This is a genomic window from Vibrio sp. 1F279 (assembly GCF_041439815.1).
GTDB classification, from domain to species: Bacteria; Pseudomonadota; Gammaproteobacteria; order Enterobacterales; family Vibrionaceae; genus Vibrio; species Vibrio tasmaniensis_A.
Genome location: NZ_JBGOOU010000027.1, coordinates 41,975 through 56,050, shown reverse-complemented (window position 1 = coordinate 56,050; position 14,076 = coordinate 41,975). Strand labels below are relative to the sequence as shown.

The 14,076-nt window shown below is 44.8% G+C and carries 11 protein-coding genes; 5 read left to right on the top strand and 6 right to left on the bottom strand.

Going from position 1 to position 14,076, the window contains the following annotated elements:
• The 5 genes from ACED60_RS18140 to ACED60_RS18120 form a co-directional block, all read right to left on the bottom strand.
• The coding region (locus tag ACED60_RS18140) for a VWA domain-containing protein (RefSeq protein WP_371728136.1) at positions 1-1,477 on the bottom strand (1,477 nt) is incomplete at its 3' end.
• On the bottom strand, positions 1,470-2,462 hold the full coding sequence (locus ACED60_RS18135; protein ID WP_371728135.1) for a VWA domain-containing protein: 993 nt from the start codon (positions 2,460-2,462) through the stop codon (positions 1,470-1,472). The genes ACED60_RS18140 and ACED60_RS18135, both read right to left, overlap by 8 nt.
• On the bottom strand, positions 2,455-2,940 hold the full coding sequence (locus ACED60_RS18130; protein ID WP_371728134.1) for a DUF4381 domain-containing protein: 486 nt from the start codon (positions 2,938-2,940) through the stop codon (positions 2,455-2,457). The genes ACED60_RS18135 and ACED60_RS18130 overlap by 8 nt, the downstream gene beginning before the upstream one ends.
• The gene (locus tag ACED60_RS18125) at positions 2,937-3,863 is read right to left on the bottom strand and encodes a DUF58 domain-containing protein (RefSeq protein WP_135382358.1); all 927 of its coding nucleotides are present in this window, start codon (positions 3,861-3,863) and stop codon (positions 2,937-2,939) included. Before ACED60_RS18125 ends, ACED60_RS18130 begins: the two co-directional genes overlap by 4 nt.
• Before the next feature lie 10 nt (positions 3,864-3,873).
• The gene (locus tag ACED60_RS18120) at positions 3,874-4,830 is read right to left on the bottom strand and encodes a MoxR family ATPase (RefSeq protein ID WP_017084836.1); all 957 of its coding nucleotides are present in this window, start codon (positions 4,828-4,830) and stop codon (positions 3,874-3,876) included.
• 462 nt (positions 4,831-5,292) lie between these two features.
• Between ACED60_RS18120 and ACED60_RS18115 the strand changes: the two genes are divergently transcribed.
• Positions 5,293-7,209 (top strand): methyl-accepting chemotaxis protein, encoded by a 1,917-nt coding sequence (locus ACED60_RS18115; RefSeq protein WP_009845811.1) that lies wholly within the window; start codon positions 5,293-5,295, stop codon positions 7,207-7,209.
• Positions 7,210-7,566: 357 nt separating this feature from the next.
• Positions 7,567-7,767, top strand: coding sequence for a chromosome segregation ATPase (locus ACED60_RS18110; protein ID WP_009845810.1), 201 nt, complete (start codon positions 7,567-7,569; stop codon positions 7,765-7,767).
• A gap of 270 nt (positions 7,768-8,037) precedes the next feature.
• On the opposite strand, the gene malK is transcribed toward ACED60_RS18110, so the two are convergent.
• A complete protein-coding gene (gene malK / locus ACED60_RS18105) occupies positions 8,038-9,150 on the bottom strand; it encodes a maltose/maltodextrin ABC transporter ATP-binding protein MalK (protein WP_009845809.1) in 1,113 nt (370 codons plus the stop codon).
• Between the two features lie 664 nt (positions 9,151-9,814).
• Between malK and malE the strand changes: the two genes are divergently transcribed.
• The 3 genes from malE to malG all read left to right on the top strand — a co-directional run bounded on the left by malE (position 9,815) and on the right by malG (position 13,551).
• Positions 9,815-10,999: a maltose/maltodextrin ABC transporter substrate-binding protein MalE gene (malE, locus tag ACED60_RS18100; RefSeq protein ID WP_009845808.1), complete on the top strand. Its 1,185-nt coding sequence runs from the start codon at positions 9,815-9,817 to the stop codon at positions 10,997-10,999.
• A 78-nt stretch (positions 11,000-11,077) separates the two neighbouring features.
• On the top strand, positions 11,078-12,649 hold the full coding sequence (gene malF, locus ACED60_RS18095; RefSeq protein ID WP_371728133.1) for a maltose ABC transporter permease MalF: 1,572 nt from the start codon (positions 11,078-11,080) through the stop codon (positions 12,647-12,649).
• 11 nt (positions 12,650-12,660) lie between these two features.
• A complete protein-coding gene (gene malG, locus ACED60_RS18090; RefSeq protein WP_009845806.1) occupies positions 12,661-13,551 on the top strand; it encodes a maltose ABC transporter permease MalG in 891 nt (296 codons plus the stop codon).
• Positions 13,552-14,076 lie beyond the last annotated feature (525 nt).

The following is a 14,076-nucleotide window of genomic DNA, read 5'->3' as shown; positions in this document are numbered from 1 at the left end:
GACCTTGCTGACCTTGCTGACCTTGCTGACCTTGCTGACCTTGCTGACCTTGCTGACCTTGCTGGTCTTGTTCATTTTGGTCTTTGGAATCAGAATCGTCTTGCTGTTGCTGTTGCTGTTGCTGTTGCTGTTGCTGTTGCTGTTGCTTCTGAGCCTGTTCGACAATCTCTAGGTTCTTCTTCGCGTAAGCATGTTCAGGGTTACTTTCGAGAATGCGTTGATACTCTTTTATCGCTTGGTCGTACTTACCTTGCTTTGCTTGTGCATTGGCGAGGTTGTAGCGAGCATCTTCGCCAGAAAGACCTTGTAGCGTCTGTTCGGCCGCTTCGAAATCACCGGCTTTGTATTGCGCGATGCCTTTCCATTCTTGCTGTTCGAACTGTTCTGCGGCTTGTTGAAAGTCCTCATCTTGATACAACTGATAACCCACTTGGTCATCGGTTTTCCAAGGGTTTGCAAACGCAGTATTCGGTTGGCTGAACGAGACAAGTACAGCTAGACCACACCAAATGACCCCTTTTCGAAATAGCCCAAGTGCAGGAAGTAACAGAAACGGCAATAACCAGAAACCGTTGTTCACTCTGGTGTTGAGCGAGTTATTGGTTTTAGTCACTTCTGATGTTGTCGCAACTCGGTCGAGGTAATTTGCGATGTGTTCAACGTCTGAGTTATCAAATTGAACTTCAGTGAACGTGCCACCAGAGCGACGAGTCAGGCCGCGCATATTGCCTACGTTGGTTTTCGCAACCACGGTTTGTCCTGAGTTGGTCTGTAACATCGAACCTGTAGGTAACGAGATCGGCGCGCCGCTTTCCGTACCTACAGCCAAGACTGATAACGTCCAATTACTACCAGAGAGTAGCGAGTCGATATCTTTCTTCTCTTGACCATCAATATCATCAGCAATCAGTACCAGATCGCCTTTATAGATATGAGCACGAGTCATCATCTCGATCGCAAGCTTAACTGCCGATGCTGCATTGCCGCCTTGGAAGGGCATGATATCTGGTGATAGGTTGGGGACGAGGTTCTTGATGGTGTTGATGTCTGACGTCAAAGGACTAATGGTGTAAGCATCTCCGGCGTATGCCACCATTCCCGTTAGGCCTTCTTTCCAGAGTGATAGTAGATCCAAAGCCTTGTATCGCGCCTGTGTTAAACGGTTTGGTTTAATGTCAGTGGCATACATCGACATCGACATATCAATGAGCACAACTCGAGCTTGTGTTTTTTCAAAGCTTGGTTGTTCATTTTTTTCAAAGCTTGGACCGGCCAATGCGATGACACCGACCAACCACCAAACACCGAAATAAGTGCTGCGGTTTTTCGAGGGTTTGTTCGATTCAGGAGCCAAATAACGGGCGATGTGTGACGCCAATAACCCTTGCTTGGATTGTCTCTTGCTAAGCCACCAAATAGCGGGCAGCACGGCAAGAGCCAAGAACCAATATGGGTAGATAAAAGTAAAGTTAGACATTGTTTCTCCTAATGGCTAACAGCATAAATGCGAAGAACATGGCCGCCGACAGAGGCCAGACAAACCACTCTTGTTGTGGTCGCCAGATCTTAGTAGCGTTCGTCACGGGTTCTAATTGGTTGATGGTGTCGTAAATCGTTGCAAGCTCTTTGCTGTCTCGCGCACGGAAGTATTGACCGCCAGTGCGTTTAGCGATTTCCATTAGAGTACGCTCATCCAAGTCTTGAGCAGTATTGACCTTACGAGTCATGAAGAACTCTTTGACCATCATTTCACCCGCACCGACACCCACGGTGTAAATTGTGGCGTTGTATTTCTTTGCAATATCCGCCGCTTCAAGTGGATCTAATACGCCCGCGGTATTACTGCCGTCACTGAGTAGAATCATTACACGCTGAGGAGCGTCGCTGTCGACAAAGGTTTTGGTGGCAAGGCCGATACCATCACCGATCGCAGTTTGAGTACCAATCAGCTTTAGCACTGCCTGATTCAGCTGTTGTGAAAGCGTGTCTCTATCTAACGTCAGTGGCGTCTGTAAGTAGGCGTGATCAGCAAATAGCACCAATCCGACTCGGTCGCCTTTTCGTCGCTCAATAAAGTCACTCAATACATGTTTCACCGCAGATAAGCGATCGATGTATTCACCATTGAACTGCATGTCTTCTTGGCTCATCGAGCCGGAGAGGTCGACAACCAACATCAAATCACGGTGTTTCGGCTGAAACTCAACCGGTTCGCCGTACCAAACTGGACGTGCCATCGCAGTCACTAATAAAAGCCAGGTGATGACCGATAACGCCTTGGGTAAGCGACTGCTCGGTGTTTTGGTATTGCTGTCCTCGGGCAAAAACGGAAGCCTTAGGGCGTTGTTCGATTCCGCCTTAGGCGAGAACAAGTAAACAAGGATTGGCAATGGCGCTAGGAAAAACATCCACCACCAAACAAACTCGATATTTAGTAAGCTCGTGTTTAAAAGATCAGTCATAACGACCTCGCTTTGGAGGAAGGGCTTTACGAAGCCAGATTTCGCAGTCGTTAACCAATTGCTGTTGAGCCTTTTTCTGTTCGTCGGTCATTAAGGTTGCATCTTGGTAGAGCGCTTGTTGCCATTGCGATTGTTTTGCGGCGAACAAAGGTTTTGCCAATTGCGCATCTAAGAACGTCAACCAATCATCACCAGATAAGCCTGCCACTTTTTCGCGTGGGAAATAGCTTAGTGCTGCCTGACGAACGATGTCTTGAGCTGCACTCGGAGACAAGGTATTTGAAGGCTGACTATCACGAAAGCAAGCAAGTGCTTCGTTCTTCGCGTATTGGTTCTTTTGTCTTTTGTTTACAATGAAAAATACTAAGGCGATCAGAACAATGGCCGTGATAATGATTAACCACCAACCCCATGCCAAAGGCCACCATGACGGTGCGCTTGGCGCAATAATAGGGCTCAAGTCGAGAGGTTGATTCATGACTGAACTCCTGATACTTGGCTCATTAACGATTGCGCACAAGACAATGAACTGTATGGGATCGCCAAAGAAAGGCTCATTTGCATAAGCTGTTGTTGCTTCTGATCAAATGCGTGACTGAGCTTTTCCTTTTCCTTGCTTGATGAAAAGTTAAACCATTGCGTTTTATTGCCGTCGGTGATCTGTTTTGAACCTTTGAAAGCAGTGACACCTTGCTCTAATGGATCGTAAAAATGCACCAAGCGAACCCGATTATGTCGACGTATTTGATTGATAAGTGAGTAATTACTTTCGCTATAACGAACAAAATCACTGAGCATAATGATATCGCTGCCTTTCGGGCAAAGCTGATGAAGAGACTTCAGCCCATGCTCTAAGGTTGTGTTGCTGTGATTGTTTGGGTTAGTCAGCGCTGCGTTATTGATTTCTATGACTTTTTGTAAAATACGCAGCGGAGCGTGGTTGCTAGCACTGGGTTTAATCTCAATGATCTCTTGGCCAGTATCGATCACTGCACCAATACGGTCTTTTTGAGCGACGGTTAACCAGCAAAGTTGGCTGGCAAAGTGCGCGAGTTGAACCGATTTAAGCAACAAGGTTGAGCCGAAAATCATACTGCTCGACAGATCTAAGAACAAAATCACAGGCTGTTCTCTTTCTTCAGAAAACAGTTTGGTGTGTGCTTTGCCTGTTCTCGCCGTGACGCGCCAATCAATGCTGCGGATATCGTCACCCGCCTGATATTGACGAACCTCAGAGAAATTCATGCCGCGACCTTTACGATTGCTCTCGTGTTGCCCGTTTAGTTGCGACCACAGGCTCTTGGCTGGAGGCAACCAGCGAACAGACTGCGCTTTGTATTGCAGCAGTTCGTCTAGATTCAACGTGACACCGTCACTATGGTTAGGTAATTGATTATTCATGCGCGTATCCCTATGCGCTACCAACCAACGAGATAAGGTGTGCGATCACTTGGTTTGCAGTGACCCCTTCGGCTTGTGCGTGGTAGCTACGCAGTAGACGGTGGCGTAATACAGGGAATGCCATCGCTTGAACGTCTTGTGGAGTAACATAATCGCGACCAGCAAGCCAAGCGTGAGCGCGGGCACAACGGTCTAACGCAATGGTGGCACGCGGGCTAACACCCATGTCTAACCATTGATCGAGTTGGTCGCTGTATTGCTTAGGTTGGCGAGTCGCCATTACCAGCCTGATTATGTACTGCTCAATGGTGTCTGCCATATGAATGTTGAGCACTTCTTGGCGAGCTTCGAAGATAGTTTGTTGAGAAATAGGCTCTGGTTGAACAGGTTGATTGCCTTGAGCTTCGCCTCTGTTTAGGCGCAAGATCTCCAGCTCACTTTCCATGTCTGGATAAGCCACTTCTAAATGCAGCAAGAAACGGTCTAATTGAGCTTCTGGCAGCGGGTAAGTGCCTTCTTGCTCAATTGGGTTTTGCGTTGCCATCACCAAAAATAGATCAGGTAGGGCATAGGTTTTTCGACCTGCGGTCACTTGTTTCTCGGCCATCGCTTCTAACATCGCAGCTTGTACTTTCGCAGGAGCACGGTTGATCTCATCCGCTAGAATTAACGAGTTAAAAATCGGGCCAGATTGGAAGGTAAACTCTCCGGTTTCTGGACGGAAGATATCGGTACCAGTTAGGTCGGCAGGCAATAGATCGGGGGTAAATTGAATACGGTGAAAATCTCCCTCGACACAATCAGCCAGCGACTTTACGGCGCGGGTTTTTGCCAATCCTGGAGGCCCTTCAACTAGGATATGACCATCTGCCAATAAGGCGATCATCAGTTGCTTAACGAGCTCTTGCTGACCAATGATTTGAGACTCTAAGTAGTTTTGAAGGATTTCGAAGTTATTTTTATGCATTTTTGGACTCTCTGGGGGCCATTTGATTCTTATTTTGAGTATTGGTCACTTATTAATAGGAAAAAGTTCCAGTACATTTGCGGAATTTATTTTTTCAAAATTGGAATTATTTACAAGCGGTTAACGAGAAAAAACCACTGAGCCATGGTTTGTACCATATCAATTGTTTTTTATATATCAAAGCTTCAGAGGTCTGTCGTTAAGTGAGCTTCGTGGAACCTTATTATCCAGATAATTAAAATGAATGGTTACGTTTCACTGCATTAGTCTTGCTGATAGTTTTTTCTATAGAAGAATGATTGCTTTGTTTCACCATGCTTACAAATTTTTGCGAAATACCTCTCTAGTTTGATGGGGTTTAGCCGATATATGGTGGAGAGAGTGCACTACTGGTTTAAGTGCACCAAAAAAATCCTGTTCAGGATATATAAATAACGAGCGATTCTTTTTAAAGGTCCAAATATGTTGAAAACTAACTCTCTGAGTATTAAACAAAAAGTTGTACTTGGAATTACCTTCGCAGTTCTTGCATCAACGGTGATTGTCGGTGCGATGGCACAAAAGCAAGCAAGAGATGTTTTGAGTCATCGATTAGTCGATATTGAGCTTCCGGGAATGTTAGAGCGAATTAATGGTGAAATTGACCGTGAAGTCTCTCAGCTATTGTTAGCTGCAGAACAAATTGCTTCGAATGAATTCATTTCTGACGCTATCGAATCGACCGATCGTGATGCCGTCTTAGAGAACAAGCTAGTAAAGCAATTGAACAATGTTCGTAACCAATACCAGCTAAATGATGCCTCGGTAGCAAACCGTCAAACGGCCTACTACTGGAACCAAGATGGCTTCTTGCGTCAACTCAATCAACAGCAAGATGGTTGGTTCTTTGGCTTTACGCAATCTGGCCAGCAGACAATGGTCAGTATGTTCCAAGAAGCGACAGGTGAAGTGAAAATGTTCGCTAACTACCAACAACCTTCTGGTTTAGCGATGTCTGGCTTATCGAAATCGATGGGTGACATGGTAAGTCTACTCAATAGTTTTAAGATCGAAGATACCGGTTTTGTTTTCTTAACGAATAGCCAAGGTGATGTTCAAATTCATCGCGAACGTTCGCTTAGTGATTCATCACTTCAACAACTTTACGGTCCTCAATCTAGTCAGTTGTTAAGCAAGTCAGGATTTAACCTGATTACAACGGAACATAAAGGACAAGAGTTGTTTGTCGCGAGTTTGTATGTGCCGTCAATGGATTGGTTCGTTGTTGGTGAAGTTCCGACGAGCGAAGTTTTTGCTGAGCTTGATGCAACGGCTAAACAGATGCTGATCATGACCGCTGTTGTAGCGTTAATCTTTATTCTGATGGGCGTAGTGCTAGCAAACAGTATTACTCAACCGATTAAACTTTTGGCTAAGCGATTCGGTGACCTTGGCGAAGGTGACGGTGACCTTGCTCAGCGTATCGAAGTGAAAGGCAACGATGAAATTGCACAGCTTTCAAAGGGCTTTAATGGATTCATCGAAAAGATTCACGAGTCGATGAAAGAGGTGTTTTCTACAAGCCAAGCACTTCAAGTCGCCGCTGAGAGTGTTTCTAATAAAGCACACATCACCCACGACAATAGCCAAGAACAACGAGATCAAACTCTTCAGGTAGTTGCAGCCATTAACCAGATGGGCATGACAATCAGCGAGATTGCATCGAATGCGGCAACGGCTGCGGAAACGGCAACACAGGCTTCAGGCAATACTGAAGTAGGCCGATCTGTGGTAAACAAAGCAAAAGACGCGATCAGCCGTTTAGCGCAAGACATCGAAAGTACAGGTCAAGTGGTAGAGCAGTTAGCTTCAACGACTCAAGACATTGGCTCTATTTTGGGTGTAATTCGTGACATCTCTGAACAAACCAACCTACTAGCTCTGAACGCTGCTATTGAAGCTGCGCGTGCGGGTGAACAAGGTCGCGGCTTTGCCGTTGTAGCCGATGAGGTTCGTAACCTAGCAAGCCGTACCGCAGATTCTACTGAAGAGATTCAGAAGATGATCAACCAACTGCAAAGTGATGCTAAAGATGCCGTAACGGCGATGAGTGCAGGCAAAGTGATTACACTTGAAGGCGTATCGGCGTCGGATGAAGCGGTGGACGTACTGGGTGGTATTTCAGACCGTATCGTTGATATCACTGATCGTAACACTCAAGTGGCAACGGCAACGGAAGAGCAATCAACCGTAGTTCATACCATCAACCAGAATATTGAAGAAATCAACGCGATTAACGAAGTGACGACTGGAACCGCAGAGCAGCTTGCTGAAGCGAGCCAAGAACTTCAACAGCTTTCTTCTCGTCTAGATAAGATGGTTGGCTCGTTTAAGCTTTAATAGCGGATAAACTTGCAACACTTACATTGGAGCCGGATTCATTTCACGTGAACCCGGCTTTTTTACGTCTGATATGCTTGTTCGTTTGATACGGCACTTTACGTTTGGTATGGCTTTTACGTCTGATACTGCTTTTTATGTTTGGTGTGGCTTTTACGTCTGATACTGCTTTTTACGTTTGGTATAGCTTGTTACGTTTGGTATCGCTTTTTACGTTGAACGTCGCCATTCAGACCGCAGTTCTGCATTTAAGCTGATGTTCACTTGATCTGGTTTCGGGCTTTGCACCTAATCGCCCTAGCATCATAGAGCGTAAATGAGTAAAATCTCGCTAGGTTTAATATTTAGGTAAGTATCATGAGCGATTTTGAAAAAGAACTAGAGCAGATGACTCAAGAGATGGGCGATGAGCCTGAAGTGAAACTTCCATCACTTGAAGAGCAAAAAGCGATCGTTGCTGAATTTAAGCGACTAGAAGCGGAAGGCAAACTGACACCTGAAGTGTTAGAACAGCATTTTGGCCAGTTCAATAAAACAAGTGATACGCCAATTCACTAAGTTATTTACTACGATTGGTATTAAAGTTGAGCAAGCCTATATCTTTATCGTTTAGATAGGATGGCTTTTAGCTCAAACAGGTAAAGGTCTAGCATTCGCTAGGCCTTTTTTGTTTTTATACTGAACAGACAACAGACAACAGACAACAGACAACAGACAAAGCGCGATCTATTTAGTGAAAGTAAAACTGGTTGTCTTAAACGGAAAATCCCCCTTATAAGGTAAGAGGGATTCGATATGGGCAAGTTATATCCTAAAAAGACGAACCGATTAGTCGGTGCCGTACTCTTTGTACAAGCGACGACATGCTCGACCATCGCTATGGAACAAGTGACAACGGTGTGCAGGAATACCAATCGCTAGCTTGTCACCAGACTCAATCGTCAACGTGTCTGGCTGGCGATAGATAACGTCAGCATCGGCACTGTCGAGGTTTAGGTAAACTTGTGTTTCGTTACCGAGCTTCTCGACCATCAACACATCAGCTTCAATCGTCGCATCACCTGTTTCAGCAGACAACAAGTGCTCAGGACGAACTCCTAGAGACATACGGTCACCAGCGTTGACAGTCGTGCCATCAACTGGGATCCAGAAAGTCATACCGTTTGAAAGTTGTACCAATACGCGTTCTGCTTCAGCTTGTTCGATGTGAACCGACATAAAGTTCATTTTTGGTGAGCCAATAAAGCCAGCAACGAAACGGTTTTGAGGATAGTGGTAAAGATCAAGAGGTTTACCCACTTGAGAAACAAAACCACCATCAAGCACAACGATTTTATCCGCCATTGTCATCGCTTCAACTTGGTCGTGTGTTACATAAATCATGGTACAGCCCAGTTGACGCTGTAGCTTCGTGATTTGTGAACGCATTTGAACACGCAGTGCTGCATCCAGGTTAGATAGAGGTTCATCAAGTAGGAATACGTTTGGTTGAGAAACCAGAGTACGACCGATAGCAACACGTTGACGTTGACCACCAGACAATGCTTTAGGTTGACGCTCAAGAAGGTGACCAAGCTGAAGGATTTCTGCAGCATGTTCTACACGCTTGTCAATTTCAGCTTTATCGGCGTTTGCCAGTTTAAGACCAAAAGACATGTTGTCGTAGAGATTTAGGTGCGGGTAGAGCGCGTAAGATTGGAATACCATACCCACACCACGTTTTGATGGCTCAACATCGTTCATGCGTTGATCACCAATGTACAAATCACCAGACGTAATATCTTCTAGACCCGCGATACAGCGTAATAGCGTCGATTTACCACAACCTGATGGTCCAACGAATACTACGAACTCACCTTCGTTGATGTCTAAGGTTACGTCCTTAGAAATCTGTACATCACCATATGATTTATAAACGTTTTTTAACGTGACACTCGCCATCTAGCTTGTCCTCGATCGATCAAATTTTAAGTTTTACTGCTTATCATTATAAGGAATTTTTGGGTCAGCAGTAACTGTAGGAATTGGTAAGTATTGAGTGAGTAAGAAAAAAGTGGGTGGGACTTGGATTCTTTAACCAAGCCCACCCGTCATAGCCAAACTGGTGCCTATTTCCCCCACATCCAGCTAAATCTCCCCCGTGATTCAATCACAGATTTAGCTCGATGCTTAATAAAGACAACAGCGGGCAGTGAAGCCAACTAAATGAAGAATGCGTCAACGCATAACATTCGCTGGTAAAGGGTTCTTACTATCCACTCTGGATGAATGCAGTTTCGGTGAATTCGCGTAATGGTACATCCTCCCAATAGAAAATTAACTAGGGGGAGTAGGAGGGGAGGAGTAGATAAAGGGGGTTATCTATAACTGGCGATCCAGTTCAAATAAATCCACCGCATAACGGTGATGTGGATCACGATGAGTATCTACTTTGTGACTTCGCTCGCCAATCTTACCGGATGACGATCACGAAATTAGGCCATAATAGCTAGGGCGTAGTGGCTAGGATGATGAGCTGTCATTGATTTTCTCAGATCATAGCCTCCGAAAACTGGCTCGTCTTAATTGAATGCGCCCTACGTATAAATATAAAAAGGATATTGACATGAAAAACGCTCTAAGCGCTGTAGCTCTAGGCACAATCGTTGCTCTGGGTTCTTTTGGTGCAAACGCTGCTATCGAAGAAGGTCAACTAACTATTTGGGTTGGTGGCGACAAAGCTTATGAAGGAATGGCTGAAGTAGGTAAACGCTTTGAAGAAGATACTGGTGTTAAAGTAACCGTCGCTTTCCCTGACAAACTAGAAGAGAAATTCTCTCAGGTTGCAGCAGCTGGCGATGGCCCAGACATGATTTTCTACGCACACGACCGTTTTGGTGGTTTTGCAGAAGCAGGTCTTCTTGTTGATATCAAACCTTCTAAGGAAACTAAAGAAGGTATCGTAGACTTCGCATGGGATGCTGTTTCTTACGACGGTAAAACAATCGCTTACCCAGTTGCAGTTGAGTCAGTTTCTCTTATCTACAACAAAGCACTTGTTCCTAATCCACCTAAGTCTTGGGAAGAGATCCCTGCACTAAACGCTAAGCTTCAAAAAGATGGCAAGAAAGCAATCATGTGGCCTCTACGTGGTGGCGCTTACTTCACATGGCCTCTACTTGCAGCTGACGGCGGTTACGCGTTCAAGCAAACAGCGGAAGGTTACGACATTAAAGATGCAGGCGTAGCGACTGACGGTGTTCAGAAGTCTCTAGGTTTCATTGAGAAGATGGTAAAAGACAAAGTTATTTCTGCGGATATGGATTACTCAGTTGCTGAGTCTGAATTCGTAGCGGGTAACGTTGCAATGACAATTAACGGTCCTTGGGGCTGGGCAAACATCGAGAAAGCTGGCGTAGATTACGGCGTAGCAACATTGCCTAAGTTCAACGGTAAAGCGTCTAAGCCATTCGTTGGTGTATGGGCTGGTGGTATCAGCACCGCTTCTCCAAACCGTGATCTAGCCGTTGAGTTTATGGAAAACTACCTACTAACTGATGAAGGTATGAAGAGCTTGAACGACGACAAGCCACTAGGCGCTGTTGCTCTTAACTCTTTCCAACGTCAACTAGACAGCGACACTCGTATTGCAGCAACAATGGATAACGCGATGAACGGCGAAATCATGCCTAACATCCCTCAGTTCACAACATTCTGGTACAGCATGGAAGAAGCTATTGGCAACGTAGTTGATAGCCGTCAATCAGTAGAGCAAGCACTAAAAGGTGCTGAAGCTCGAATGACTAAGTAACAACCAAGCACTACCTTTTAAGGAGGGGGCAACCTCTCCTTACTTTTCTATTTTTATATCTCGTTAGCAGGTTCCTCTATGCAGTCAGTTCAAGGTTCAGATGCGATCCCGGCACCATCAAGCCTTCCAGGCAGTAAAAGCGTCTTCATCAAATGGGGGTTGCTTGGTAGTGTTGGCTTAATTAATGGCTACGCTACAATTTTAATGTATTCTCGCGGTGAGCTCGCATTTGCGCTGCTTACTGTGATTTTAACGGCTTTGGCTCTTTACATTTTTGGTAGTAAGAAAACTTACGCCCACCGTTATATTTACCCCGGTATTGCCGGAATGATCTTATTCATTCTTTTCCCACTGGCATATACCGTAGGGCTTGCGTTTACTAACTACAGCGCAAAAAACCAGCTCTCTCTAGAGCGTACTCAAACCGTTCTTTTAGACCGTTCATTCCAAAGCGGTGAAAGCTACCCATTCACTTTGTACAAAACAGATAACGGTCACCAGATCGTTGTGAAAGATGGCGACCAGCTGTTAGCAACTGATGTATTTTCTCTGGAAGGCACGACATCAACAGAGATGGACCTATCTGCAATTGACTCTGTACAAGGTGAAAAAGAGAAGATCAAAGCGATCATCCAAAATCGCTCTGTGATCAGTGGTGTCGATTTCCATCTGCCAAATGGTGATGACATCCGCATGAGCGGCTTACGTAAATTTGCTGCCGTTGCACCGCTTTACACTCTTCAAGATGACGGGGAAACGTTATACAACAATGAATCTGGTGAAATATTGAAACCAAACATGGAAGTGGGTTTCTACCAACCGGTTGACGAGAAAGGTGAGTTTATCGGTAACACCATTTCTCCAGGATTTGTTGTAGACATTGGTACAGCCAACTTTGAACGTGTTTGGAAAGATGACGGCATCAAAGAACCGTTTATCAGTATCTTTATTTGGACGGTTGTATTCTCCATTTGTACGGTAGCCTTCACACTTGCAATTGGTTTGGTTCTGGCAAACGTTGTGCAGTGGGAAGAGCTGAAAGGCCGTGCTGTGTATCGTGTTCTACTAATTTTGCCTTACGCCGTACCAGCATTTATCTCGATTCTTATCTTTAAGGGCCTATTCAACCAGAGCTTTGGTGAGATTAACATGGTGCTTGAGAGTATCTTTGGTTTAAGCCCAAACTGGTTCTCCGACCCGATCTTAGCGAAAACCATGGTGTTGATTGTTAACACTTGGCTAGGCTTCCCTTACATGATGATTCTATGTATGGGTCTACTAAAAGCGATTCCTGAAGATTTGTACGAAGCGTCAGCAATCGATGGTGCTAACTTCCTTGATAACTTCAAGCGAATCACTTTTCCATTGATGATAAAACCGTTAACACCGCTATTGATTGCAGCGTTTGCCTTTAACTTCAATAACTTTGTCATGATTCAACTATTGACGAACGGTGGCCCGAACATGATTGGTACTTCTGAGCCAGCGGGTTACACAGACTTGCTTGTAAGCTACACGTACCGAATTGCATTCGAAGGCGGTGGTGGTCAAGACTTTGGTCTAGCAAGTGCAATCGCAACGCTTATCTTCCTATTGGTTGGTGCCCTAGCGTTACTAAACCTTCGTTTCACTAAATTGACTCAAGATTAAGGAGCACGACAATGGCTATGGTACAAGGTAAGAGCCTTAAATACCGAGTATGGGCAACGCATATTGCGCTGTGGTGCTTCTTAGCGCTAATTATTTTCCCACTACTGATGATTATTGCTATCTCATTCCGCGAAGGTAACTTTGCAACCGGTAGCTTGATTCCAGACAACCCATCTTTGGAACACTGGAAATTGGCTCTGGGTATGTCAGTGACGAATGCTGATGGCTCAGTTACTCCGCCTCCATTCCCAGTACTGACTTGGCTGTGGAACTCAATAAAAGTAGCGGGTATTACGTCAATTCTTATTGTTACACTGTCGACAACATCGGCTTACGCATTTGCTCGTATGCGCTTTAAAGGTAAAGAAACTATCCTGAAAGCGATGATGATTTTTCAAATGTTCCCTGCGGTATTGGCTCTAGTGGCTATCTACGCACTGTTCGACAAATTAGGGCAATACATCCCATTCTTAGGCTTGAATACGCATGGCGGTCTGATCTTCTCGTACTTGGGCGGTATTGCATTACACGTTTGGACGATTAAGGGCTACTTTGAGACGATTGATAACTCTTTGGAAGAAGCTGCAGCATTAGATGGCGCAACACCTTGGCAAGCGTTCAGATTGGTTCTATTACCACTGTCAGTACCCATCCTAGCGGTTGTATTCATTTTATCTTTCATTGGTGTTGTTGGTGAGGTACCAGTTGCTTCCATCCTATTATCGGACGTGAACTCTTACACGCTAGCGGTAGGTATGCAGCAGTACCTATATCCTCAGAACTACTTATGGGGCGACTTTGCGGCAGCAGCGGTACTTTCCGCACTTCCGATTACTATCGTGTTCTTACTGGCTCAGCGTTGGTTAGTTGGCGGTTTGACGTCGGGTGGTGTAAAAGGATAAGCTGTCCTTATAAGAAAGACAAAAGAGCGACCGTTAGGTCGCTCTATATTGGCATTTTTATTACATCATTTGGTTTGGCCGCCGATCAGTAATAAAAATAACCCTCAGGTTACGCATAGCTGGCTACTAATCAGGTTCCTTACGCTATTAATGATTAGTGGTTTTTGTAACTCTAACCCAGGTACTTACTTGGGTTTTTTTATGCCCGCTACTTTTATCTCTATCTCTATCTCAGTCTTTTTGGTTTCTTTCAGTCATTAAATACTGAAGTACCTCTTTCCTGGATTTTTCCGGTTTCATCTCTCTAATTGAAGACATCAACGAGTCTCACAAATCAGACACTCAGTATAGGGGGCCACAGCTCTATTGATATATGTGTAATATTTCCATGCGTGATACTTCAATAATTTGCATGCAACGGATCGGTCTATTACACAGAAAGTGCCTATAAAGGCAGGCTCGTGTTAATTTTTTGTGGTGGCTATTCTCGGTAGTTATTGATTTAGTGGTAAATATTTCAAAAAG